This window comes from Pseudomonas sp. Z1-29, assembly GCF_051131995.1.
GTDB lineage: Bacteria > Pseudomonadota > Gammaproteobacteria > Pseudomonadales > Pseudomonadaceae > Aquipseudomonas.
Window position 1 is genome coordinate 5,762,984 of the sequence record NZ_CP071645.1, and the last position, 22,932, is coordinate 5,785,915.

Below are 22,932 nucleotides of genomic sequence, written 5' to 3' on the forward strand. Positions count from 1 at the left end.
ATAAACGTCATCATAAAAATACAGGGGCTTGTCATGAATTTTTCCGCATTACGTCGCAACCTGCTGGTGGGTTCGCTGGGCCTGGCATTGAGCGCCGGGCTGATGGGGCAAGCGGTTGCCGGTGAGCAGCTGCAAAAAATCAAGGACGCTGGTGAGATCAAGATCGGCCTGGAAGGCACTTATCCACCGTTCAGTTTTGTTGATGACAGCGGCAAACTGACTGGCTTCGAAGTGGAATTTTCCGAAGCCCTGGCCAAGGAACTGGGGGTCAAGGTCAAGCTGCAGACGACCCCATGGGCCGGTATCCTCGCCGCCCTGGAATCCAAGCGTCTTGACGCCGTGGTGAACCAGGTGACCATCTCCGAAGAGCGCAAGAAAAAGTACGACTTCTCCGAGCCGTACACTGTTTCCGGGATCCAGGCGCTGGTACTGAGCAAAAAAGCCGACGAACTGAACATCAAGAAGGCCGCTGACCTGGACGGCAAAAAAGTCGGCGTGGGCCTGGGCACCAACTATGAGCAGTGGGTCAAGGCAGAAGTACCGGGCGCCCAGGTCAAGACCTACGACGATGATCCAACCAAGTTCCAGGACCTGCGTGTCGGCCGCATCGATACCATTCTGATTGACCGCCTGGCCGCGCTGGAATACGCCAAGAAAGCCAAGGACACCACCGTCACCAGCGAAGCCTTTTCTCGCCAGGAGTCTGGCATTGCCCTGCGCAAAGGCGAGCCCGAGCTGCTGGCAGCCGTGAACAAAGCCATCGAAAAACTGCGCGCCGACGGCACGCTGAAAAAGCTCTCGGAAAAATACTTCAGCGCTGACGTCACTCAATAATGGAAGCAGCTCTTCAACTCGCGCTGGACTCCGCGCCCTTTTTGCTCAAGGGCGCGTATTACACGGTCATCCTCAGCCTGGGCGGCATGTTCTTCGGCTTGCTGCTCGGGTTTGGCCTGGCGCTGATGCGTTTGTCGCGCTTCAAACCGGTGAACTGGATCGCCCGCATCTACGTGTCGTTCTTTCGCGGCACGCCGTTGCTGGTGCAGTTGTTCGTGATCTATTACGGCTTGCCGCAACTGGGCATCGAGCTGGACCCACTGCCGGCGGCACTGATCGGTTTTTCGCTGAACATGGCGGCCTACGCCTGCGAAATCCTGCGGGCCGCGATCAGCTCCATCGAACGCGGCCAGTGGGAAGCGGCGGCCAGTATCGGCATGACCCGCGCGCAGACCCTGCGTCGGGCCATCCTGCCGCAAGCCGCACGCACAGCCCTGCCACCGTTGGGCAACAGCTTCATCTCCCTGGTCAAGGACACTGCATTGGCGGCGACCATCCAGGTACCGGAGCTGTTCCGCCAAGCGCAGCTGATCACCGCCAGAACCTTCGAAATCTTCACCATGTACCTTGCCGCCGCGCTGATCTATTGGGTTCTTGCCACCGTGCTTTCGCACTTGCAGAACGTCCTGGAAGCCCGGGTCAATCGGCATGACCAGGAGTCCTGACCGATGATTGTCGTGGAAAAACTGACAAAGCAGTTCAAGGGTCAGGTAGTGCTCAACGGCATCGACCTGAAGATCGAGGAAGGCGAAGTGGTAGCGATCATCGGCCCCAGCGGCTCGGGCAAGACCACCTTCCTGCGCTGCCTGAACTTCCTCGAAGAACCCAGCAGTGGCCGGATCAAGGTCGGCGACATCGAGATCGATGGCAGCCGCCCGCTGAACCAGCAACAGGGCCTGGTCAGGCGTTTGCGTCAGCAGGTAGGGTTCGTATTCCAGAATTTCAACCTGTTTCCCCATCGCACCGCATTGGAAAATGTCACCGAAGGTCCCCAGGTGGTGAAAAAAATTCCCCGTGCCGAAGCCGAAGCCCTGGGGCGCAAGCTCCTGGCCAAGGTCGGGCTGGCCGGCAAGGAGGACGCCTACCCACGGCGCCTGTCCGGCGGCCAGCAGCAGCGCGTGGCAATTGCCCGGGCGCTCGCGATGGAGCCGGCGGTGATCCTGTTCGACGAGCCGACCTCGGCCCTCGACCCCGAGCTGGTGGGCGAAGTACTGGCGACCATTCGCGGCCTGGCCGAAGAAAAACGCACCATGGTGATCGTCACCCATGAAATGGGCTTCGCCCGGGACGTGGCCAATCGCGTGGTGTTCTTCGATAAAGGTGTGATCGTCGAGCAAGGGGAAGCCAAGGCTTTGTTCGCGGCCCCTAAAGAAGAGCGTACTCGACAATTCCTCAGCAAGTTCCTCTCCGCACACGCCGCGCAATAAGTTATCCGGCACACTTCCATGGAAGGAAGTGGATAACTCGGATGTCATACTCTTGACCGCTACGAAACAACTTACAGCCCCGCCCTCAGTTGAGAAACTTGTCAGCACGACATGCGTATACCTGGCGTAACACTTATGTCGGACCCCTCGCCCGTTGTCTCGCGCCTTCAGCTACCGTAAGCAATACGACAGACGCCGGGGCAAGGAAAGTGGCGTCTGACAGCAAGTAATACTAACTGCACCGCGTAGGAAACTTCTGAAGAGTTGGCCAATCAAGCATTAATCCCGCCCTTCTATTGACACTGTAACTGCCCAACCCTTATCTAGAAGCCAACAGGCGACGCGCATTATTTTAATCCCCCTCAATCCCGCACTGAAAGTTCATGATTTTATTGCAACGCAATAAACAATGCCGCGTTTATCCGTGCCTTTGACCTTTATGAAACAGCTCGATATGGACACCAAGGAGAACACCATGACATGTACGTCACCGATCCTCGAACTGGCCGCGCCCGCGCTGGCCAATACCCTGCCTACCGGTATCAACATCACCAGCGCCGCTCGGCTGGAAGTGCTCATCACACCTTATTCCGGCATGGATGCGGGCGATCTGATCGAACTGTTCTGGGATAACTGCTACGTCGGCTCCCGCCAGGTATCCGAGGCAGATACCCATGGCGGCATCACGTTGCGGATACCGGAAAGCTTCGTCGTCAACGGGACGTCATGCATCCATTATCGCGTCATGCGGGTCGGGCGTGGGCCGGCGCTGTCAGCCCCGCAACGGGTGCAAGTCAAACTCGATTGCCCCGGAGGTCGGCCCTCGACCTTGATCGGCGATGAAAACCAGAGCCTGGCACCGGTGCGTATCCCCCAGGCCATCCGTCGCCAGGGCGTCAATCCGAATCAGATCAAGCGTGGCGTACCGCTGACCATCGAGCCCTACCTGAACATGGCCGCCGACGATGCGATCACCGTGCGCTGGGGCGATGTACGCATGGACTTGCCTCGGATCAAACCTTGCGAGGTGGGCCAGCCGATCCATGTCTGGGTGCCACCGGAAATAATCACCGAAGCCGGCGAAGACCTGCGCCTGGAAGTGACCTATTGCATCCTTGATCGTGTAGGCAACACCTCCCATTGGGCACCGCCACGGACATTGAAGATCGGTTGCGCGAATGCGAATCTGAAGAGGCCCGTCCAAAACCTCGTTTATGGCCGTTGAAGCGCGCCGTCAAAAAGTAATCGGTTTTTGTGGCAGGGATGTCTGCTCCCTCACCACAAGAGCCGTTTCGCCCATGCGGGCTCCATGAATTTAAATCCAGCCTATCGATATTCCTAAAAGATAGTTCAAAAACATTTTATACGCGTTTAGGGTATATCGACCGGACCACCGGACATTCTTGATTTTCGCCACCGCATTCATCGCGGTGTTTTCTTGAGATGTGAGGTGGGTATGGTACGGAACACAAACGCCCCAGTGCAGGGCGCCAAGGCACTGCACGCAGCCAAGGAGTGGCTGTAATGTCCGATCTGGCGCAAGCAAAGGTCCATAGCGACCTGGATGTCGCTCCATTGTTATTGCCGGCACAGGTGCTGCGCACCGATGCCGAGGCAATCAAGGCCGCGCATGAACTCGCACAGGTTGCTCGCCAGCAGGCCGCACGCCGCGATCAGCAGCGCAAGCTGCCTTGGGCGGAAATCGAGCAATTCACCCGCAGCGGGCTTGGCAGCATTGCCGTTCCTCGTGAGTACGGCGGCCCGCAAGTCTCTTCAGTTACCATCGCCGAAGTGTTCGCGATCATTTCCGCAGCCGATCCGGCCCTCGGGCAGATCCCGCAGAACCAGTTCGGCGTGCTCCAGCTGATTCTCGCCACGGGCACCGAACGGCAAAAGAAAATTCTCCTCCAGAGCGTGCTCGAAGGCTGGCGCATCGGCAACGCCGGGCCGGAGCGCGGCACCCGCAACACCCTGGACCTCAAGGCGCGGATCACCGCCGATGGCGATGGCTTCGTCATCAATGGACAGAAGTTCTACTCCACCGGCGCCCTGTTCGCCCACTGGGTCGCCGTGAAGGCATTGAATGACGAAGGTCGCCAAGTGCTGGCGTTCGTCCGGCGCGGCACCCCGGGCCTGCGCATCGTCGACGACTGGTCGGGCTTCGGCCAGCGCACCACGGCCAGCGGCACCGTGCTGCTGAACAATGTGCGGGTCGACGCCGAACTGGTCCTGGACAACTGGCGCATCAACGAAACGCCAAACGTGCAAGGCGCCTTCTCGCAGCTGATCCAGGCGGCGATTGACCTGGGCATCGCCCGCGGCGCTATCGATGACGCTATCGCCTTCGTTCGCGAACGCGCGCGGCCCTGGATCGATGCCAAGGTCGAGCGGGCCTGCGACGATCTGTACGTGATCGCCGACGTCGGCAAGCTGAAAATCGAACTGCATGCCGCCGAGGCTCTGTTGCGCAAGGCGGGGCATGTACTGGACCAGGTCAACGCCGCGCCGATCACGGCACAGTCCGCCGCCCGCGCTTCGATAGCCGTCGCCGAAGCCAAGGTGCTGACCACCGAAATCGCCCTGCAAGCCAGCGAAAAACTCTTCGAGCTGGCCGGCAGCCGCGCCACCCTTGCCGAGTTCAACCTCGACCGCCACTGGCGCAACGCGCGGGTCCACACCCTGCACGACCCGGTGCGCTGGAAATACCACGCAATCGGCGACTACCACCTGAACGGGACCTTGCCCGCCCGACATTCCTGGATCTGACGACCCGACCACTGGAGCAGCACATGACGCTTTCTCAACACGTCGCGGTGATCACCAGCGATGAACAAGCCCTCATTGTCGCCAGCGACCTGGCCGATGACTTCAAGCGCGACAGCGCCCTGCGCGATCGCGAACGGCGCCTGCCGCACCCGGAGCTGGAAGCCTTCACCCGCTCCGGCCTGTGGGGCATCAGCGTGCCCAAGGCCTACGGCGGCGCCGGCGTTTCCAACGTCACGCTGGCGAAGGTCGTGGCGCTGATCGCCCAGGCCGATGGCTCGCTCGGGCAAATCCCCCAGAACCACTACTACGCCCTGGAAGTGCTGCGGGTAAATGGTAGCGAAGCCCAGAAGCAACGGCTGTATGCCGAAGTGCTGGGCGGTCAGCGGTTCGGCAACGCCCTGGCGGAGCTCGGAACCAGGACTGCTCACGAGCGCACCACCCAACTGCTTCGCGATGGCGACGGGTACCGCATCAACGGCCGCAAGTTTTACGCCACCGGGGCGATCTATGCCCAGCGCATCCCTACTTCGGTGGTGGACGAGAACGGCGTGCAGCAGTTGGCGTTCGTTCCGCGCAACAGCCAGGGCCTGACGGTTATCGACGACTGGAGCGGTTTTGGCCAGCGCACCACGGGCAGCGGCTCGGTGGTGTTCGAAGCCGTGCAGGTCGCTGCCGAAGACATCGTGCCGTTCCAGAGCGCCTTCGAACGCCCTACTCCGGTGGGCCCGTTGGCGCAGATTCTCCATGCCGCCATCGATACCGGCATTGCCCGCGCCGCCTATGAAGATGCGTTGCATTTTGTCCGCAGCAAAACCCGGCCGTGGATCGACGCCACCAGCGATGTCGCCACCCAGGATCCGCATACGCTCAAGAGCTTCGGTCACCTGGGCGTTCGCCTGCACGCCGCCGAAGCCTTGCTGGAGCGCGCCGGCGAATTCCTCGACCGCGCCCAGGCCGACAGCAACGCCGAAACGGTGGCGGCGGCCTCGATTGCCGTGGCCGAAGCCCGGGCCATCAGCACCGAAATCTCCCTGGCCGCCGGCAGCACGCTGTTCGAACTGGCCGGCAGCCAGGCGACCCTGGCCGAACATGGCCTGGATCGTCACTGGCGCAACGCCCGGGTGCATACGCTGCATGACCCGGTGCGCTGGAAATATCACGCGGTCGGCAATTTCTACCTCAACGACGAAAAACCACCATTGCGAGGGACCATCTGATGGCCCTCGGCAAGAAAAAAATCCTCCTCAACGCGTTCAACATGAACTGCATCGGCCATATCAACCACGGCTTGTGGACGCATCCGCAGGACACCTCGACCCAGTACAACACGCTCGAATACTGGACCGGTCTGGCCCAGCTGCTGGAGCGCGGTCTGTTCGACGGGTTGTTCATCGCCGATATCGTCGGGGTCTATGACGTTTACCAGCAATCGGTGGAGGTCACGCTGAAAGAGTCGATCCAGCTGCCGGTCAACGACCCATTGCTGCTGGTCTCGGCAATGGCTGCCGTCACCCGCAACCTCGGCTTCGGCCTCACCGCCAACCTCACCTATGAGCCGCCGTACCTGTTCGCCCGACGCATGAGCACGCTGGATCACCTGAGCCGCGGCCGGGTTGGCTGGAACATTGTCACCGGTTACCTGGACAGCGCCGCGAAAGCCATGGGCCTTGGCGCGCAGGTCGAGCACGACCGCCGTTATGACCAGGCCGACGAGTACCTGGAGGTGCTCTACAAACTCTGGGAGGGCAGTTGGGAAGACGATGCGGTGCTCAACGATCGCCAGCAACGGATCTACGCCCAGCCAGAAAAAGTGCACAAGGTCAGGCACCAGGGCGAGTTTTATCAGGTCGAGGGTTATCACCTCTGCGAGCCATCGCCTCAACGCACACCGGTGCTGTTCCAGGCCGGCAGCTCCGAGCGCGGCCTGCTGTTCGCCGGGCGCCATGCCGAGTGCGTGTTCATCAGCGGCCAGAACAAGCCGGCGACCAGGGCCCAGGTGGACAAGGTCCGCGCCAGCGCCGTCGCGGCCGGACGCAATGCCGAGGACATCAAGGTGTTCATGGGCCTGAACGTGATTGTCGGCGAGACCGAAGCAGCGGCCTGGACCAAGCATGCCGAGTACCTGGGGTATGCCAGCGCCGAGGCCGGCGTGGCGCATTTCTCCGCGTCGACGGGCATCGATTTTTCCGAGTACGAACTGGACGAACCGATCCAGTACGTGAAGAGCAACGCCATCCAGTCCGCGACCAAGACCTTGCAGAACAACGACTGGACCCGACGCAAGCTTCTGGAGCAACACGCCTTGGGCGGTCGCTACATCACCGTTGTCGGCTCGCCCGAACAGGTCGCCGACGAGCTGGAATCGTGGATCGCCGAGACCGGCCTCGACGGCTTCAACCTGACCCGCATCGTCACGCCACAAAGCTACGTGGATTTCATCGACCTGGTGATTCCCGAGCTGCAGCGCCGCGGGTCGTACAAGACCGAATACGACGGGGGGACGTTGCGGGAAAAGCTGTTTCACGCGCAAGCGAGACTACCCGGCCAACACACTGGCTCGAACTACCGGCGATGACCGTGGCGAGGGAGCTTGCTCCCGCTGGTGGGCGAAGCCCGCCCAAAAAAGCTCGGGCTACTTCGTAGCCCAGCGGGAGCAAGCTCCCTCGCCACGAAAGCACATGACTCATTAATGACTGGAACAACCGACATGACCAAGCAACTCCTGACCCTGCCAGTCAAAGCACTGGCCCTGGCCCTCGGCCTGTTCAGCTCAGCGCTGTTCGCCGCCGACGCGCCGTTGAAAATCGGCACCACCGCCGCCTTCGCCATTCCTCTGGAGGCCGCTGTCGAAGAGGCCGGCAAACAAGGCCTGAAGGTCGAGCTGGTGGAATTCAGTGACTGGATCGCGCCTAACGTCAGCCTCGCTTCGGGTGACATTGACGTGAATTATTTCCAGCACATTCCCTTCCTGGAAAACGCCAAGGCCGCCGCTGGGTTCGACCTGGTGCCGTTCGCGCCGGGCATCATCAACAACGTCGGCCTTTACTCGAAAAAATACAAAAGCTTCGACGAGCTGCCCGAAGGCGCGAGCGTCGCCATTGCCAACGACCCGATCAACAGCGGTCGCGGCTTGCAACTGCTGGCCAAGGCCGGGCTGATCCAGCTCAAGCCGGGCGTCGGCTACAAGGCCACCGAAGACGACATTGTCGCCAACCCGAAGAAGATCAAGATCCTGCAGGTCGAAGCCGTGCAGCTGGTGCGCGCCTATGAAGACGCCGATCTGGTGCAGGGCTACCCGGCCTATATCCGCCTGGCAAATACCTTCGACGCGACGTCCGCGTTGCTGTTCGACGGCCTCGATCACAAGGAATACGTCATCCAGTTCGTGATCCAGCCCAAGAGCAAAAGCGACCCGCGGCTGATCAAGTTCGTCGATATCTATCAGCACTCCCCGGCCGTGCGAGCAGCCTTGGACAAGGCCCATGGCAAGCTCTATCAAGCCGGCTGGGAAAGCTGATATGAATGCCGTCAACGCTTTGCTTGAACAGCAAACGCCCACGCGCCGAAGCGCCGAAAGCACCGAGCTGCACCCACAGCTCAACCGGGCCCACGTGCGTTTTGTCGGCCTGGGCAAAACCTACCTGGGCGCCCAAGGGCCGGTGAACGCGCTGCACGGCATCGACCTGGCGATCCAGCGCGGCGAGGTGTTCGGCATCATCGGCCGCAGCGGCGCTGGCAAGTCATCACTGATTCGCACCATCAACCGCCTCGAGCAACCCACCAGCGGTCGGGTGCTGATCGATCAGGTGGACATCGGCGAGTTCGATGAGGATCGCCTGGTCGAGCTGCGCCGGCGCATCGGCATGATCTTCCAGCATTTCAACCTGATGTCGGCCAAGACCGTCTGGCAGAACGTCGAGCTGCCGCTGAAAGTCGCCGGGGTGCCCAAGGAGCAACGCCAGCGCAAGGTCCGCGAGCTGCTCGAACTGGTGGGTCTGGATGGCAAGCACAAAGCCTATCCGGCACAACTCTCAGGCGGGCAGAAGCAGCGGGTCGGCATCGCCCGGGCGCTGGTCCACGATCCGCAGATCCTGCTGTGTGACGAGGCCACTTCGGCGCTGGATCCGGAGACCACTCAATCGATCCTCGGCCTGCTGCGGGAGATCAACCAGCGGCTGGGCCTGACGATTGTGCTGATTACCCACGAGATGGCGGTGATCCGCGAAGTCTGCGACCGGGTAGTGGTGCTGGAACAAGGGCGGATCGTTGAGCAGGGGCCGGTCTGGGAAGTCTTCGGCAACCCGCAACATGAGGTCAGCCGGACGCTGCTGGCGCCGTTGCAGCACGCGCTGCCTGAAGAACTGCAGAACCGCTTGCAGCCGCAACCGGCCTCGGCGGACGCAGCCACGCTGCTGCGCCTGCAATTCACCGGTACCGCCCGCGATGAACCGGACCTCGCAGCCCTGTTCGGCGCCCTCGGTGGCCGGGTGCGACTGTTGCACGGCGGCATCGAACGGATCCAGGGACATGGGCTGGGACAATTACTGCTGGCCGTGAGCGGCTCCTCACTGGGCGCCGAGGAGTTGCGTCAGCGGGCAGGTGCATGGGCGCAACGGGTGGAGGTGCTGGGTTATGTGGCTTGATCGCTTATTGCAGGGCTTCATCGACACGTTCCTCATGGTCGGTGTGTCGTCATTGATCGCGTTGCTGGCGGGCATTCCGCTGGCGGTTATCCTGGTCACCAGCGGCAAGGGCGGCATTTACGAGGCACCGGCGCTGAACCGTGCCTTGGGCGCGTTCGTGAACCTGTTTCGCTCGATCCCGTTCCTGATCCTGATGGTGGCGCTGATTCCGTTCACCCGGCTGATTGTCGGCACGACCTACGGCGTGTGGGCTGCGGTGGTGCCGCTGACCATCGCCGCGACGCCGTTTTTTGCCCGCATCGCCGAAGTCAGCCTGCGGGAAGTCGACCACGGCCTGATCGAAGCGGCCCAGGCCATGGGTTGCCGGCGCTGGCATATCGTCTGGCACGTATTGCTGCCAGAGGCGCTGCCAGGCATCGTCGGCGGTTTTACCATCACTTTGGTGACCATGATCAATTCCTCGGCCATGGCCGGGGCGATCGGCGCCGGTGGCCTGGGTGACATCGCCTACCGTTACGGCTACCAGCGGTTCGACAGCCAGATCATGCTCACGGTGATCGTGCTGCTGGTGGCGCTGGTCGCGGTGATCCAGTTGGGGGGCGATCGTCTGGCGCGCGGCCTGAACAAACGCTGAAGCGCGACTCATTGTGGGAGCGAGCCTGCTCGCGATTGGCGGCCGGCGGGCTTGCGGTATAGTCGTCAAACACTCCCCAGCAAAGCCCGCGATCATGAAACACACTGCCGAAGACCTGCACGTCATCACCGCCACGACCCTGGGTCATTACAACGCCGTGGCCGAGAATTTTCGCGAAGGCACCCGCGATCATGATGTCAGCCAGAACATCGATGCGTTGCTGCGCCACATCCAGGGCCAGGCGCCGTTTCATATCCTCGACTTCGGCTGCGGTCCGGGGCGGGATTTGCGTACGTTCACCGGCATGGGCCATGTCGCGGTCGGCCTGGACGGTTCCGAAGAATTCGCCCGGATGGCCCGCCAGGACAGCGGGTGCGAGGTGTGGCAACAGGACTTCCTGAAACTCGACCTGCCGGATGGACGCTTTGATGGGATTTTTGCCAACGCGGTGCTGTTTCATATTCCAGTCCAGGAACTGCCCCGCGTGCTCAGGCAACTGCACGCCACGCTAAAGGCTGGAGGCGTCCTGTTCAGTTCCAATCCACGGGGCGAAAACCAGGAAGGCTGGAACGGCCAGCGCTTCGGCGCCTACCACGACCTCGACGCCTGGCGCAGGCTGCTGGGCGCGGCAGGTTTTGTGGAGCTGGAGCATTATTACCGGCCAGCGGGGCTGCTACGGGAACAGCAGCCTTGGTTGGCGAGCGTGTGGCGTAAACCTGCTTAGGACTTGAGGACGCCATCGCGAGCAAGCTCGCTCCCACATTCGATCAGTTGTGAACTCATGATCTGTGAGCAGCGCAATTCCAATGTGGGAGCGAGCTTGCTCGCGATAGCGCTCCAATAGTCAATGAAGCTTGAAGGCTTGGCCTCATCGCCTGGAAGCTTCACTCCGGCTGTTTCAACCACTTCTGCGACAACTGCTCCAGCCGCCCATCCTCCTTGATCCGCGCCAGGGCATTGTCCAGGCTGGCCTTGAACGCCGGGTTGTCCTTCTGGAACGGAATCACCAGGCTGGGCGGCGGGCCTTTCTTTTCCTGCGCCTGGAACGACTGCGCCATGACCAGCGGACGTTGCGACTCGTCCTTGCTCGCCAGCAACTGCGCATCGGGTTGGCTGTAGGGGGTACTGGTATCGAAACGATCCGCCAGTTCCGGGGTCAGTGCTATGTGATTGATGGCGACGTCGTATTTGCCGGTTTCCACACCGGCCAACAAATCCTCGGCATCGGTGACAACGAAATCGGCCCGTACATCGAGCTCGCTCGCGAGCATTTCGCCCAGCTCCACTTCGAAGCCGGTGAGTTTGCCGTCTTCCTTGAAGTTGAAGGGCGCCGCGTTGGCCTCAAGAGCGATGCGCAACTCGCCCCGGTCGTTGATATCGTCGATCAATTCGGCATGGGCCAAAGGGCTCAAAAGGGGTAGCAGGCAGATCAGGCCAGGCAGGAAACGCATGGTCACTCCTAGAATTTATACAAGCGACGCTCGTCTCAGGCTCGCTTTGCTATGGTTGTTGCAGGCTTCGACAACGATTGTTCATGAAGTTGTCATGACTCAGCGGATTTCATCGAAAAACTGGAGAAAAAAATGAAAAGCTTTATGTCTCGTGCCGCGTTGGCTGGCCTGTTGTTGGGCACCTCGATGCTGGCAACAGCGGCGACCCCGGCCCCCAAGGGTGCAGAAGTGTTCATCGTTTCCCCGGAAGATGGCGCCACCGTCAGCCAGGAATTCAAGGTCAAGTTCGGCGTCAAGGATATCGCCCTGGCTCCGGCGGGCGATGTGACCAAGAACACTGGCCATCACCATTTGCTGATCGATGTGGACGACGTGCCGAAGGAAGGCGCGCCGATTCCGACCGACGCCCACCACATGCACTTCGGCAAGGCACAAACCGAGGCCACCATCAAACTGGCCCCGGGCAAGCACACCTTGCAATTGATCCTGGGCGACAGCGGCCATATGCCGTTCGACCCGTCTATCGTGTCCGAGAAAATCACAGTGAATGTGAAGTAACACCGGCTTGAAAACGCAGCATCTCTTGTGGGAGCGAGCCTGCTCGCGAAAGCGGTCTGTCAGACATATTTGTATTGGCTGATATTACGCCTTCGCGAGCAGGCTCGCTCCCACAGGGTTTCCAGGTTGTGCCAGATAAAAAAACGGGAGCCCCCTGCGGGGCTCCCGTTTTTTATTGCAAGTCCAGCCTGCTTAGAACAACACGCGGCAACGAATGGTGCCGTTGATGTGCTGCAGCTTCTCCTGCGCCAGGTCCGAGTATTCGGCATCGACGTCGATCACGACGTAGCCGACCTTCTCGTTGGTCTGCAGGAACTGGCCGGAAATGTTGATGCCGTTTTCCGCGAAGACCTTGTTGATCTCGCTCATCACACCCGGGATGTTCTCGTGGATGTGCAGCAGGCGGTGCTTGCCAGGGTGAGCGGGCAAGGCCACTTCTGGGAAGTTCACCGACGATACCGAAGTACCGTTGTCGCTGTACTTGACCAGTTTCTCCGCCACTTCCAGACCGATGTTGGCCTGGGCTTCAGCGGTGGACCCGCCGATGTGCGGTGTCAGGATCACGTTGTCCAGGCCACGCAGCGGGCTCTCGAAGATGTCGTCGTTGGAGCGCGGCTCTACCGGGAACACGTCGATGGCAGCGCCGATCAGGTGCTTGTCCTTGATCGCTTCGGCCAGGGCGTCGAGCTTGACCACGGTGCCACGCGCGGCGTTGATCAGGATCCCGCCTTTCTTGATGGCACGGATTTCCTTCTCGCCGATCATCCACTGGGTGGCCGGGGTTTCCGGTACGTGCAGGGTGACGATGTCGGACATGCCCAACAATTCGTGCAGGTCGTTGACCTGGGTGGCGTTGCCCAGTGGCAGCTTGGTCACGGTGTCATAGAAGAACACCTGCATGCCAAGGCCCTCGGCGAGTACCGACAACTGGGTGCCGATCGAGCCGTAGCCGACGATACCCAGCTTCTTGCCCCGGATTTCGAAGGAGTTGGCCGCGCTCTTGATCCAGCCGCCACGGTGGCAGGAAGCGTTTTTCTCGGGGATGCCGCGCAGCAGCAGGATCGCCTCGGCCAGCACCAGCTCGGCAACGGAACGGGTGTTGGAGTACGGCGCGTTGAACACCGCGATACCGCGCTCACGGGCCGCGTTGAGGTCAACCTGATTGGTGCCGATGCAGAAGCAGCCGACCGCGACCAGCTTCTTGGCGTGGTCGAAGATCTCTTCGGTCAGTTGAGTACGGGAGCGAATACCGATGAAGTGAGCATCGGCGATCTTTTCCTTGAGCTGGGCTTCCGGCAGAGAGCTGGTGATGTACTCGATGCTGGTGTAGCCCGCCGACTTGAGGACGTCGACAGCCGATTGGTGGACGCCTTCGAGAAGAAGGAACTTGATCTTGCTCTTATCGAGAGAAGTCTTGCTCATCTGCGTAAACCTGTGTCCCGGAGAAAAATGGCAGGGAATCGGGCAGCCTGGGCCGGCCCGACCGGCATGACAGCCGTCGCCGCAGAACAGCCGTTGGGCACTACGCTGCGGGGTCGGTATGCTAGCATATGCCCCCCGCAAACACCCATTCCTGCGACGTGAAGCGTTCTCAGGATGACCATGAATTGTTCGAGAGTTCTGTCGATGACCAATCCTGCCGTGATAGATGAGCTGAAGACCCTGGTTGAGCCTGGCAAGGTCCTGACCGATGCCGACTCCCTGAATGCTTACGGCAAGGATTGGACCAAGCATTTCGCTCCGGCGCCGGTGGCCATCGTCTTTCCCAAGACCATCGAACAGGTCCAGGCCATCGTGCGCTGGGCCAATGCGCACAAGGTCGCGCTGGTCCCCTCGGGCGGACGTACCGGGCTGTCCGCCGCGGCCGTGGCGGCCAATGGCGAAGTCGTGGTGTCCTTCGACTACATGAACCAGATTCTCGACGTGAACCTGACCGACCGCACCGCCGTGTGCCAGCCGGGCGTGGTCACCGAACAACTGCAGAACAAGGCCGAGGAACATGGCCTGTACTACCCGGTGGATTTCGCTTCAGCCGGTTCCAGCCAGATTGGCGGCAATATCGGCACCAATGCCGGCGGGATCAAAGTCATTCGCTACGGCATGACGCGCAATTGGGTGGCGGGCATGAAAGTCGTCACCGGCAAGGGCGACGTGCTGGAGCTGAACAAGGACCTGATCAAGAACGCCACCGGCTACGATCTGCGGCAGCTGTTCATCGGCGCCGAGGGCACGCTTGGCTTCGTGGTCGAAGCCACCATGCGCCTGGATCGGGCGCCGAAAAACCTCATCGCGATGGTGCTTGGCACGCCGGATTTCGACTCGATCATGCCGGTGCTGCATGCCTTCCAGGGCAAACTTGACCTGACCGCATTCGAGTTTTTCTCCGACAAGGCCCTGGCCAAGGTCCTCGGTCGCGGCGACGTGCCTGCGCCGTTCGAGACCGACTGCCCGTTCTACGCCCTGCTGGAATTCGAGGCCACCACCGAAGAAGTCGCCAACCACGCGCTGGAAACCTTTGAGCACTGCGTCGAACAAGGCTGGGTGCTGGACGGCGTGATGAGCCAGAGCGAAACCCAGTTGCAGAACCTGTGGAAATTGCGCGAGTACATCTCCGAAACCATCTCGCACTGGACGCCGTACAAGAACGACATCTCGGTAACCGTCTCGAAGGTTCCGGCATTCTTGCGGGAAATCGATGCAATTGTCGGCGAACACTACCCGGACTTCGAAATCGTCTGGTTCGGCCACATCGGCGACGGCAACCTGCACCTGAACATCCTCAAGCCGGAAAACCTGAGCAAGGATGAGTTCTTCGCCAAGTGCGCGACGGTGAACAAATGGGTGTTCGAGACCGTCGAGAAGTACAACGGCTCGATTTCCGCCGAGCACGGCGTGGGCATGACCAAACGCGACTATCTGACCTACAGTCGCTCGCCGGTGGAGATCGAGTACATGAAAGCGGTAAAGGCAGTCTTCGACCCCAACGGCATCATGAACCCGGGCAAGATCTTCGCGGTTTGACCTTATAAACACCTGATGAAAATCCAAAGGCAGGAGTCGGTTATGAGCTATCAGCACCAGTATGTCGACGGTACGCGTATTCATTTCCCGATCGGGAAAGTGGTGTGCATTGGCCGCAACTATGCCGAGCATGCAAAGGAACTGGATAATCCGGTGCCCACCGAGCCGTTGCTGTTCATCAAGCCAGGCAGCTGCGTGGTGCCGCTGGAAGGCGGTTTCAGCATTCCCACCGACCGCGGGTCGGTGCATTACGAGGCGGAAATCGCCGTGCTGATCGGCAAGCCGCTGTCCACCCGGCCCAGCGCTGAGGAAGTGCTGGACGCGATCTCCGGCTTCGCTCCGGCCCTGGACCTGACCCTGCGGGACAAGCAGGCCGAGCTCAAGGGCAAGGGACTGCCCTGGGAAGTCGCCAAGTCTTTCGACGGCGCGGCGGTGATCGCCCCGTTCGTCTCGAAGGACACCTTCGCCGACTTGACCGACATCCCCGTTCGCCTGGTCATCAATGGCGAAGTGCGCCAGGACGGCAACAGCAGCCTGATGCTCAACCCCATCGTGCCGATGATCCAGTACATGGCCGGCTGTTTCTCGCTGCAAGCCGGCGACGTGATCCTGACCGGCACGCCGGCCGGCGTCGGGCCGTTGAACGTCGGTGACGAGCTGGTGCTGGAACTGCCGGGCGCGAGCCGCTTCGAGAGCAGTGTTCGTTAAACACGACACCTTACCTCACTGTGGGAGCGAGCCTGCTCGCGATGGCGATCTGTCCGACAGGTTAATGTCGACTGATATACCGCTTTCGCGAGCAGGCTCGCTCCCACAGGGTATGAAAGGCAACTGCGCATTTACCGTTTTTTTCACATGCCATCCGGATAATTCCGGGCAATGCGGCATCTGAGCCAGCCAGCCCCTAGCCGAATTTCCTGGAACGTGTCCCCTGATGGCCAAGACCCAAGCACTGCCCACCCCCAAAGCATCCCGTCGCTCTCGCTTCGCCCTGCCCTGGTATGTCTGGCTGCTGATCGCGGGCGCCAGCGCTTATGGCCTGGCATTCGCCATGCATTGGGACGACCGGGGCCTGCTTTGGGTGTCGGAGCGCTTCCAGAGCCAGGCCGAGCGTCGGGAAAGCATCTGGCTGCCTGATTACCACGCTGTCATTGACGCCAAGGCGCTCCCGGGAATGGAAGACGACGAAGCGTCCGACCTGACCTATAGCCCACAGACCAAGACCCTGTTCGCGGTGATGGGCAAAAATCCGTTCCTGGTGGAGCTGAACCTGCAGGGTGACGTATTGCGCAAGATGCCGCTGGTGGGCTGGGGCAACCCTGAGGGCGTGGCTTTTATGGAAAACGGCCTGCTGGCCATCACCGATGAACGCAAGCACACGCTGTCGATCGTCCAGGTTGATGCCAATACCCGCGAGCTGAACATCAAGGACTTCCCCCAATATGACCTGGGCACGTCGAAGAACCAGAACAAGGGATTCGAAGCCATCGTCTGGGATCCGAAGAATCAGCAGCTGATCCTTGGCGAAGAGCGCCCACCGGCATTGTTCACCTGGAAAAGCGACGGGAGCCAGTTGCTCAAGGGCGACAAGCAGATCCATGTCAGCAACGAACTCGACCTGCGCAACCTGTCCGCCCTGGCCGTAGACCCGCGCACCGGCCACACGCTGGTGCTATCGGCCGACTCCCATTTATTGCTGGAACTGGACGAAGCAGGCGATCAGGTCAGCTTCATGACCCTGCTCGGCGGCTTCAACGGCCTGAAGGACACGATCCCTCGCGCCGAAGGCGTCACTGTCGATGAAGCCGGCACTCTCTACATCGTCAGTGAACCGAACCTGTTCTACCGTTTCGAAAAACAGCACTGACAGCGCGACTTTGTAAGACATTTCCCACCATCGTGTAGGATGTGGCACGCGGCCATTAAGCTTCAGTTCAGGCAGTCGTGGTATTTCCAACCACCTGTTTTTATCCGAGCCCTCCTACATGCGTCGACTTGTCCGTCCCAAGCCACTGTTCCTGCTGTTGCTGGCCATCGTGCTGATCGCCCTGATCGCGGCGGGCCAGTACCTGCGCCTGTTCGAACGAGCCTGGTTCAACATGAGCAGCCTGTGGCACCCCGTCAACGAGCAGGCAATCGCACTGGATCAGTACCAGGTCGCGCTTGAGGCGCAGGTGATCGATGGGTTGGACGATGACGTTTCGGCGCTGACCTTCGATCCGATCCGCAAGACCCTGTTCACCGTGACCAACAAGAATCCCGAGCTGATCGAGCTGTCGCTGGACGGCAAGATCTTGCGGCGCATAGCCCTGGTCGGGTTTGGTGATTCGGAAGCGGTGGAATTCATCAGCGAAAACATCTATGTCATCACCGACGAGCGCCAACAACGGCTGATCAAGATCCATCTGGACGACGACACCCGGTTCCTGGACGCGGCCGAAGCCGAGCAGATCTCGCTCGGGGTGCACATGAGCAGCAACAAGGGTTTCGAAGGGCTGGCCTACGACTCCCTGGGCAAGCGGCTATTCGTGGCGAAGGAGCGCGACCCGATGCTCATCTACGAGGTCCACGGGTTTCCCCACCACAACCCGGAAAAATCCTATGCGGTGCACGTCGTCAACAATCCCAAGCGTGACGCCGGGCTCTTTGTGCGCGACCTTTCAAGCCTGCAATACGATGAGCGCAGCGGTCACCTGATGGCGCTGTCCGACGAGTCGCGGTTGATCATCGAGCTGGATATCAACGGCCGTCCGTTGAGCACGCTGTCGTTGAGCAAGGGCCGCCACGGCCTGCAGAAAACCGTCCCCCAGGCTGAAGGCCTGGCCATGGATGACGATGGCAACCTGTATGTGGTGAGTGAGCCGAATCTGTTTTATGTGTTCAAGAAGCAGCAGCCTTGAGCTCGCATAGACCCCATGTGGGAGCGAGCTTGCTCGCGATAGCGGTGGGTCAGCTTGCATGGATGTCGAATGTGCCTTCGTCATCGCGAGCAAGCTCGCTCCCACAGGGTCCGGTGTGAACCAATAACTCTCCGCCGGGTTATTCAGCCCGCAGCGTCTTCACCCCTTCAGCAGTCCCCAGCAACAGCACATCCGCCGGACGCGCGGCGAACAGGCCGTTGGTGACTACGCCGACAATGGCGTTGATCTGGCTTTCCAGCTCAACCGGGTTGGTGATCTGCAGGTTGTGGACATCCAGGATGATGTTGCCGTTGTCGGTCAGCACACCTTCGCGATACACCGGATCGCCGCCCAGTTTCACCAACTGACGGGCGACGTGGCTGCGGGCCATGGGGATGACTTCCACCGGCAGCGGGAAGGCGCCGAGTACCGGCACCAGCTTGCTGGCGTCGGCGATGCAGATGAAGGTCTTGGCGACTGCCGCGACAATCTTCTCGCGGGTCAATGCAGCGCCACCGCCCTTGATCAGGTTCAGGTGCGCATCGCTTTCATCGGCGCCGTCGATGTAGAACTCCAGGTCGCTCACGGTGTTGAGCTCGTACACCGGGATCCCGTGGCCCTTGAGGCGCGCGGCGGTGGCTTCGGAGCTGGCGACCGCGCCATCGAACGCACCCTTGTGCTGCGCCAGCGCGTCGATGAAGCAATTGGCGGTCGAGCCGGTGCCGACCCCGACGATGCTCCTGTCATCCAGCTTCGGGAGGATGAGGTCGACGGCGGCCTGGGCCACGGCCTGTTTGAGTTGATCCTGGGTCATGCGGGCTCCGAGGGTGCCGAGAGGGAACGAAAGGCCGGCATTATAGGCGTCGGAGCCGCCTTGGTCATTGCCTGTTTGGCACAGATCCAGTGTGGCAAGTGCCTTAATTCGTGTGGTCGCCCGGCCAAAAGCCGGGTTAGACTCGCTGGCCCTGCCCAACCCGCTCAGTGATGCTTTCCGATGCTCGAACAGTACGTCAAGAAGATCCTCACCTCGCGCGTTTATGACGTTGCCGTAGAAACCCCGTTGCAGACCGCTCGCCAGCTCTCCGAGCGGCTGGGCAACGACGTCTGGCTCAAGCGTGAAGACCTGCAGCCGGTGTTCTCGTTCAAGATTCGCGGGGCCTACAACAAGCTGACCCAGCTCAGCGACGAAGAGCGCGCCCGTGGCGTGGTCACGGCCTCGGCGGGCAACCACGCCCAGGGCCTGGCGCTGGCAGCCAAGGTGCTGGGCGTCAAAGCCACCATCGTCATGCCCAAGACCACCCCGGAAATCAAGGTCGAAGGCGTACGCTCCCGCGGCGGCAAAGTGGTGTTACATGGCGACTCGTTCCCCGAGGCGCTGGCGTATTCGCTGAAGCTGGTCGACGAAAAGGGCTACGTCTATATCCATCCCTATGACGACCCTCATACCATCGCCGGGCAGGGCACCGTGGCGATGGAGATCCTCCGCCAGCACCCCGGGCGCCTCGATGCGATATTCGTCCCGGTGGGCGGTGGCGGGCTGATTGCCGGGATCGCGGCCTATGTGAAATACCTGCGCCCCGAGATCCGGATCATCGGCGTCGAGCCTGATGACTCCAATTGCCTGCAAGCGGCCCTGGCCGCCGGTGAGCGCGTGGTATTGCCGACCGTCGGCCTGTTCGCCGACGGCGTGGCCGTGGCGCAGATCGGCCAGCACACCTTTGATATCTGCAAGCACTACGTGGATGAAGTGATCACCGTCAGCACCGACGAGATCTGCGCAGCTATAAAGGATATCTACGACGATACCCGCTCGATCACCGAGCCGGCCGGCGCCTTGGGCGTGGCCGGGATCAAGAAGTACGTCGAATCGCGGGGCATCAGCGGTCAGACCCTGGTGGCCATCGATTCCGGCGCCAACGTCAACTTTGATCGCTTGCGCCATGTGGCCGAGCGCGCCGAGCTGGGCGAAGGGCGCGAGGCGATCATCGCCGTGACCATTCCCGAGCAGCCGGGCAGCTTCAAGGCCTTCTGCGAAGCCATCGGCAAACGCCAGATCACCGAATTCAACTACCGCTACAACACCGGCAGCGAAGCGCACATCTTCGTCGGCGTACAGACGCATCCGGAAAACGATCCGCGCAGCAAGTTGATCGCCAGCCTGACCGAGCAAGGCTTTCCGGTGCTGGACTTGACCGACAACGAGCTGGCCAAGCTGCACATCCGCCACATGGTCGGCGGGCACGCCGCCCACGTCATCGACGAAGTGGTGCTGCGTTTCGAGTTCCCGGAGCGTCCGGGCGCGTTGTTCAACTTCCTCAACAAGCTGGGCGGGCGCTGGAATATCTCGATGTTCCACTACCGCAACCATGGCGCGGCGGATGGTCGCGTGGTCGCCGGGCTGCAAGTGCCTCACGATGAACGCCACCTGGTACCGGCCGCCCTGGAAGAAATCGGCTATCCGTATTGGGATGAAAGCGATAACCCGGCCTATCAGCTGTTTCTTGGTTGAAGGGCTACGCTGAAGGACATCGGCCTTAAGGAAATCCCATGGAAACTCTGCTGACCTTAAAAGTCCTGCACGTCGCGGCCACGGTCCTGCTGCTGGCTTGCGGTGTAGTCCTTGCCGTCCTGGCCTGGCGCAAACGCAGCGAGGGACCGGCCAGCACGCTGCGGCGTCCCTGGCTGTTGGCCTGGTGCGTGATGCTGGTCTGCATGCTGAGCATGCCGTTCACCGGCTGGTGGCTGGTTCACCTGGTGGGCTGGCCGTTGGGGCAAAGCTGGCTGTTGGGCTCCAGCGTGATCTACACGGTGGCGACGCTCTGCGTTTTCTGGCTGCTGGCAAGGCTCAATCGTCTGCGCTTGGGCAGCGGCGGCAGCAGCAGGTTTACCCTGGCATTGGCGATCATCGGTGGCGTCGGCTTCCTGTCCATCGCCGCGCTGATGGGTGCCAAGCCGATTTAAGCGACAGGGGCGGGCATGAAGATCCTACTGGTGGGAGGCGGCGGTTTTATCGGGCGCCATCTGCTGCGAGCGTTGCACAGCGCTGGCCACTCGATCATCGCAACCAGCCGTGAACCCCAGGCGCCAGGTTGGCCTGGGGTTGAATGGCGGCAGCTGGATCTCGGTGTACTGGCAGGCGACCCTGAACACTTTGCCTTGCCCCTGGACGTCGAATTGCTGATCAACGCGGCCGGCCTGCTCAGCGTCGACACCGAGGCGCTGAGCCTGGTCCAGGATCGGGGCGCGCGAGCGTTGTTCGACCAGGCCGCGCGCCGCGGCGTCCGGATCCTGCAGATTTCCGCGCTGGGCGCGAGTGCTCAATCCGACGTGCCGTTCCTGGCGAGCAAAGGCTTGGCCGACGAATATCTTTGCACGCTGGACAGCGTATCGGTGGTGCTGCGGCCCTCGTTGGTGGTGGGACCAGGCGGCGCGAGCAGCGGCTGGGTGGAAGGCCTTTCGCCGTGGCCGTTGATTCCCTTGCTGAATCTTCAGGCGCGCATCCAGCCCGTACATGTCGATGACTTGGTGGGTGCGGTGCTCGCCCTGCTGCGGCAATGGCCGACCGAGTCGGTGGTGCTGCCGCTGGTAGGACCGGAGCCGATGACGCTGGCCCGACTCATCGATCATCTGCGCGCCGCCCAAGGTTGGGCGCCGGCCCGCTACATCAAGGCCCCTGCGCTGTTGACTGAACCGGGTAGCCGGCTTGGGGATCGGTTCGGCTGGCGGGCATTGAACAGGCAAAGCCTGGCCTTGGCACAACGGGACAATCTGGCCGACCCCGCGGCACTCGCGTCAATCTGCGGGTATTACGCCGCCCCGGTACAAACCCGCTTGGAGGATTGGCCCAGCGCAGCCCAGAGCAGCCTCAGAGCGATCCGCCCGCTGATGCTCGCGGTACTGGCGATCATCTGGCTGGGTACCGCCATCGTCTGCCTCGGCCCTGGCTACGATTGGGGCTTGCGTATCATGGCCGAAGCCGGTGTCCACGGCGCCTGGGCGAAGCTTGCGGTAGTCGCCGGCGCGCTGTGTGACGGCGCGCTGGGCGTGGGCATGCTATTCAAGCGCTGGCGCCGCCAGGCATTGCGGTTGCAGTTGGGATTGATGCTCGGCTATACCCTGTGCATCAGCTTTATCCTGCCGCACTATTGGTTTGACCCTTATGCGGCTGTCGCCAAGAACCTGGTGCTGATAGTCGCCACTTTATGGCTGCTTTGGACTGAACCACGCCGATGAGCATTTACGTGCTGCTGAAAACCCTGCACATCCTGTCTTCGACCATCCTCTTCGGCCTGGGCGCCGGGTCCGCCTACTATGCGCTGCGGGCCTGGCGCAGCGGCAAGCTTGAAGTCATTGCCGTCACCTTCAAGCATCTGGTTTTCGCCGATTGGGCGTTCACGGCCACCACCGCCGTGTTCCAGCCGCTGAGCGGCCTGGCCCTGATGCATGTGGCCGGCTGGCCACTGCAACAGAGCTGGTTGATGTGGAGCATCGGCCTTTATTGCCTGGCGGGCGCCTGCTGGCTGCCGGTGGTCTGGTTGCAGATCCGCGTGCACAAAATGGCCGAGCAAGCCGTGCAGGACGGCACACCCATGCCGCTCAAGGCCACCACCTACATGCGCTGGTGGTTTGCGCTGGGCTGGCCGGCGTTCCTCGCGTTCATGGTGATCTTCTACCTGATGGTGGCCAAGCCTGCGTGAC

Annotated in this window: 23 protein-coding genes; 20 read left to right on the forward strand and 3 right to left on the reverse strand. The window is 61.3% G+C overall.

Going from position 1 to position 22,932, the window contains the following annotated elements; all coding sequences use genetic code 11:
* The first annotated feature begins 33 nt into the window (after window positions 1–33).
* From tcyJ to J3P84_RS26270, 11 genes are all read left to right on the forward strand, one after another.
* Window positions 34–834, forward strand: a complete 801-nt coding sequence (tcyJ, locus tag J3P84_RS26220; protein ID WP_434626571.1) for a cystine ABC transporter substrate-binding protein — start codon at window positions 34–36, stop codon at window positions 832–834.
* Window positions 834–1,499, forward strand: coding sequence for a cystine ABC transporter permease (gene tcyL, locus J3P84_RS26225; protein ID WP_305497544.1), 666 nt, complete (start codon window positions 834–836; stop codon window positions 1,497–1,499). The genes tcyJ and tcyL overlap by 1 nt, the downstream gene beginning before the upstream one ends.
* Before the next feature lie 3 nt (window positions 1,500–1,502).
* Window positions 1,503–2,261, forward strand: coding sequence for an L-cystine ABC transporter ATP-binding protein TcyN (gene tcyN, locus J3P84_RS26230; RefSeq protein ID WP_305497545.1), 759 nt, complete (start codon window positions 1,503–1,505; stop codon window positions 2,259–2,261).
* A gap of 475 nt (window positions 2,262–2,736) precedes the next feature.
* A complete protein-coding gene (locus J3P84_RS26235; protein WP_434626572.1) occupies window positions 2,737–3,486 on the forward strand; it encodes a hypothetical protein in 750 nt (249 codons plus the stop codon).
* 299 nt (window positions 3,487–3,785) lie between these two features.
* Complete coding sequence (locus tag J3P84_RS26240) at window positions 3,786–5,027, forward strand: SfnB family sulfur acquisition oxidoreductase (RefSeq protein ID WP_434626573.1); 1,242 nt, start codon at window positions 3,786–3,788, stop codon at window positions 5,025–5,027.
* A 23-nt stretch (window positions 5,028–5,050) separates the two neighbouring features.
* Window positions 5,051–6,244 (forward strand): SfnB family sulfur acquisition oxidoreductase, encoded by a 1,194-nt coding sequence (locus J3P84_RS26245; protein WP_434626574.1) that lies wholly within the window; start codon window positions 5,051–5,053, stop codon window positions 6,242–6,244.
* The gene (locus J3P84_RS26250) at window positions 6,244–7,602 is read left to right on the forward strand and encodes an LLM class flavin-dependent oxidoreductase (RefSeq protein WP_434626575.1); all 1,359 of its coding nucleotides are present in this window, start codon (window positions 6,244–6,246) and stop codon (window positions 7,600–7,602) included. The genes J3P84_RS26245 and J3P84_RS26250 overlap by 1 nt, the downstream gene beginning before the upstream one ends.
* A gap of 132 nt (window positions 7,603–7,734) precedes the next feature.
* Complete coding sequence (locus tag J3P84_RS26255; RefSeq protein ID WP_434602491.1) at window positions 7,735–8,544, forward strand: MetQ/NlpA family ABC transporter substrate-binding protein; 810 nt, start codon at window positions 7,735–7,737, stop codon at window positions 8,542–8,544.
* 1 nt (window position 8,545) lies between these two features.
* Complete coding sequence (locus J3P84_RS26260; RefSeq protein WP_434626577.1) at window positions 8,546–9,670, forward strand: methionine ABC transporter ATP-binding protein; 1,125 nt, start codon at window positions 8,546–8,548, stop codon at window positions 9,668–9,670.
* Window positions 9,660–10,304, forward strand: a complete 645-nt coding sequence (locus J3P84_RS26265; protein WP_368556486.1) for a methionine ABC transporter permease — start codon at window positions 9,660–9,662, stop codon at window positions 10,302–10,304. Before J3P84_RS26260 ends, J3P84_RS26265 begins: the two co-directional genes overlap by 11 nt.
* Window positions 10,305–10,398: 94 nt before the next feature.
* Complete coding sequence (locus J3P84_RS26270; RefSeq protein WP_434626579.1) at window positions 10,399–11,028, forward strand: class I SAM-dependent methyltransferase; 630 nt, start codon at window positions 10,399–10,401, stop codon at window positions 11,026–11,028.
* A 160-nt stretch (window positions 11,029–11,188) separates the two neighbouring features.
* Here the strand turns inward: J3P84_RS26270 and J3P84_RS26275 are convergent, their stop codons facing one another.
* Window positions 11,189–11,755, reverse strand: a complete 567-nt coding sequence (locus tag J3P84_RS26275; protein WP_434626581.1) for a transporter substrate-binding domain-containing protein — start codon at window positions 11,753–11,755, stop codon at window positions 11,189–11,191.
* Between the two features lie 132 nt (window positions 11,756–11,887).
* On the opposite strand from J3P84_RS26275, the gene J3P84_RS26280 reads away from it, so the two are divergent.
* Complete coding sequence (locus tag J3P84_RS26280) at window positions 11,888–12,313, forward strand: DUF4399 domain-containing protein (protein WP_434570387.1); 426 nt, start codon at window positions 11,888–11,890, stop codon at window positions 12,311–12,313.
* A 192-nt stretch (window positions 12,314–12,505) separates the two neighbouring features.
* Here J3P84_RS26280 and serA read toward each other — a convergent pair whose 3' ends face one another.
* On the reverse strand, window positions 12,506–13,735 hold the full coding sequence (gene serA / locus J3P84_RS26285) for a phosphoglycerate dehydrogenase (protein WP_039592617.1): 1,230 nt from the start codon (window positions 13,733–13,735) through the stop codon (window positions 12,506–12,508).
* Between the two features lie 204 nt (window positions 13,736–13,939).
* On the opposite strand from serA, the gene J3P84_RS26290 reads away from it, so the two are divergent.
* From J3P84_RS26290 to J3P84_RS26305, 4 genes are all read left to right on the forward strand, one after another.
* The gene (locus J3P84_RS26290) at window positions 13,940–15,334 is read left to right on the forward strand and encodes an FAD-binding oxidoreductase (protein ID WP_434626582.1); all 1,395 of its coding nucleotides are present in this window, start codon (window positions 13,940–13,942) and stop codon (window positions 15,332–15,334) included.
* A 42-nt stretch (window positions 15,335–15,376) separates the two neighbouring features.
* Window positions 15,377–16,042 (forward strand): fumarylacetoacetate hydrolase family protein, encoded by a 666-nt coding sequence (locus tag J3P84_RS26295; RefSeq protein WP_305497557.1) that lies wholly within the window; start codon window positions 15,377–15,379, stop codon window positions 16,040–16,042.
* Window positions 16,043–16,268: 226 nt separating this feature from the next.
* Window positions 16,269–17,201 (forward strand): SdiA-regulated domain-containing protein, encoded by a 933-nt coding sequence (locus tag J3P84_RS26300; RefSeq protein WP_434602489.1) that lies wholly within the window; start codon window positions 16,269–16,271, stop codon window positions 17,199–17,201.
* Window positions 17,202–17,319: 118 nt separating this feature from the next.
* Window positions 17,320–18,234: an SdiA-regulated domain-containing protein gene (locus tag J3P84_RS26305; RefSeq protein WP_434626583.1), complete on the forward strand. Its 915-nt coding sequence runs from the start codon at window positions 17,320–17,322 to the stop codon at window positions 18,232–18,234.
* Between the two features lie 139 nt (window positions 18,235–18,373).
* Here J3P84_RS26305 and rpiA read toward each other — a convergent pair whose 3' ends face one another.
* Complete coding sequence (rpiA, locus tag J3P84_RS26310) at window positions 18,374–19,048, reverse strand: ribose-5-phosphate isomerase RpiA (RefSeq protein WP_434626584.1); 675 nt, start codon at window positions 19,046–19,048, stop codon at window positions 18,374–18,376.
* A gap of 180 nt (window positions 19,049–19,228) precedes the next feature.
* Here rpiA and ilvA point away from each other — a divergent pair, with 180 nt between their 5' ends.
* From ilvA to J3P84_RS26330, 4 genes are read left to right on the forward strand one after another with little or no spacing between them, the layout of a single operon-like run.
* A complete protein-coding gene (gene ilvA / locus J3P84_RS26315) occupies window positions 19,229–20,743 on the forward strand; it encodes a threonine ammonia-lyase, biosynthetic (protein WP_305497561.1) in 1,515 nt (504 codons plus the stop codon).
* Between the two features lie 38 nt (window positions 20,744–20,781).
* Window positions 20,782–21,195, forward strand: a complete 414-nt coding sequence (locus J3P84_RS26320) for a DUF2269 family protein (protein ID WP_434626586.1) — start codon at window positions 20,782–20,784, stop codon at window positions 21,193–21,195.
* A gap of 15 nt (window positions 21,196–21,210) precedes the next feature.
* Window positions 21,211–22,467 (forward strand): SDR family oxidoreductase, encoded by a 1,257-nt coding sequence (locus J3P84_RS26325; protein ID WP_434626587.1) that lies wholly within the window; start codon window positions 21,211–21,213, stop codon window positions 22,465–22,467.
* Complete coding sequence (locus tag J3P84_RS26330) at window positions 22,464–22,931, forward strand: DUF2269 family protein (RefSeq protein ID WP_434626588.1); 468 nt, start codon at window positions 22,464–22,466, stop codon at window positions 22,929–22,931. The genes J3P84_RS26325 and J3P84_RS26330 overlap by 4 nt, the downstream gene beginning before the upstream one ends.
* Window position 22,932: the final 1 nt, after the last annotated feature.

What these genes read in the sequence shown, in the direction of transcription:
- tcyJ (WP_434626571.1), top strand. Translation starts at nt 34, where the DNA reads ATGAATTTTTCCGCATTACGTCGCAACCTGCTGGTGGGTTCGCTGGGC.
- tcyL (WP_305497544.1), top strand. Translation starts at nt 834, where the DNA reads ATGGAAGCAGCTCTTCAACTCGCGCTGGACTCCGCGCCCTTTTTGCTC.
- tcyN (WP_305497545.1), top strand. Translation starts at nt 1,503, where the DNA reads ATGATTGTCGTGGAAAAACTGACAAAGCAGTTCAAGGGTCAGGTAGTG.
- J3P84_RS26235 (WP_434626572.1), top strand. Translation starts at nt 2,737, where the DNA reads ATGACATGTACGTCACCGATCCTCGAACTGGCCGCGCCCGCGCTGGCC.
- J3P84_RS26240 (WP_434626573.1), top strand. Translation starts at nt 3,786, where the DNA reads ATGTCCGATCTGGCGCAAGCAAAGGTCCATAGCGACCTGGATGTCGCT.
- J3P84_RS26245 (WP_434626574.1), top strand. Translation starts at nt 5,051, where the DNA reads ATGACGCTTTCTCAACACGTCGCGGTGATCACCAGCGATGAACAAGCC.
- J3P84_RS26250 (WP_434626575.1), top strand. Translation starts at nt 6,244, where the DNA reads ATGGCCCTCGGCAAGAAAAAAATCCTCCTCAACGCGTTCAACATGAAC.
- J3P84_RS26255 (WP_434602491.1), top strand. Translation starts at nt 7,735, where the DNA reads ATGACCAAGCAACTCCTGACCCTGCCAGTCAAAGCACTGGCCCTGGCC.
- J3P84_RS26260 (WP_434626577.1), top strand. Translation starts at nt 8,546, where the DNA reads ATGAATGCCGTCAACGCTTTGCTTGAACAGCAAACGCCCACGCGCCGA.
- J3P84_RS26265 (WP_368556486.1), top strand. Translation starts at nt 9,660, where the DNA reads ATGTGGCTTGATCGCTTATTGCAGGGCTTCATCGACACGTTCCTCATG.
- J3P84_RS26270 (WP_434626579.1), top strand. Translation starts at nt 10,399, where the DNA reads ATGAAACACACTGCCGAAGACCTGCACGTCATCACCGCCACGACCCTG.
- J3P84_RS26275 (WP_434626581.1), bottom strand. Translation starts at nt 11,755, where the DNA reads ATGCGTTTCCTGCCTGGCCTGATCTGCCTGCTACCCCTTTTGAGCCCT.
- J3P84_RS26280 (WP_434570387.1), top strand. Translation starts at nt 11,888, where the DNA reads ATGAAAAGCTTTATGTCTCGTGCCGCGTTGGCTGGCCTGTTGTTGGGC.
- serA (WP_039592617.1), bottom strand. Translation starts at nt 13,735, where the DNA reads ATGAGCAAGACTTCTCTCGATAAGAGCAAGATCAAGTTCCTTCTTCTC.
- J3P84_RS26290 (WP_434626582.1), top strand. Translation starts at nt 13,940, where the DNA reads ATGACCAATCCTGCCGTGATAGATGAGCTGAAGACCCTGGTTGAGCCT.
- J3P84_RS26295 (WP_305497557.1), top strand. Translation starts at nt 15,377, where the DNA reads ATGAGCTATCAGCACCAGTATGTCGACGGTACGCGTATTCATTTCCCG.
- J3P84_RS26300 (WP_434602489.1), top strand. Translation starts at nt 16,269, where the DNA reads ATGGCCAAGACCCAAGCACTGCCCACCCCCAAAGCATCCCGTCGCTCT.
- J3P84_RS26305 (WP_434626583.1), top strand. Translation starts at nt 17,320, where the DNA reads ATGCGTCGACTTGTCCGTCCCAAGCCACTGTTCCTGCTGTTGCTGGCC.
- rpiA (WP_434626584.1), bottom strand. Translation starts at nt 19,048, where the DNA reads ATGACCCAGGATCAACTCAAACAGGCCGTGGCCCAGGCCGCCGTCGAC.
- ilvA (WP_305497561.1), top strand. Translation starts at nt 19,229, where the DNA reads ATGCTCGAACAGTACGTCAAGAAGATCCTCACCTCGCGCGTTTATGAC.
- J3P84_RS26320 (WP_434626586.1), top strand. Translation starts at nt 20,782, where the DNA reads ATGGAAACTCTGCTGACCTTAAAAGTCCTGCACGTCGCGGCCACGGTC.
- J3P84_RS26325 (WP_434626587.1), top strand. Translation starts at nt 21,211, where the DNA reads ATGAAGATCCTACTGGTGGGAGGCGGCGGTTTTATCGGGCGCCATCTG.
- J3P84_RS26330 (WP_434626588.1), top strand. Translation starts at nt 22,464, where the DNA reads ATGAGCATTTACGTGCTGCTGAAAACCCTGCACATCCTGTCTTCGACC.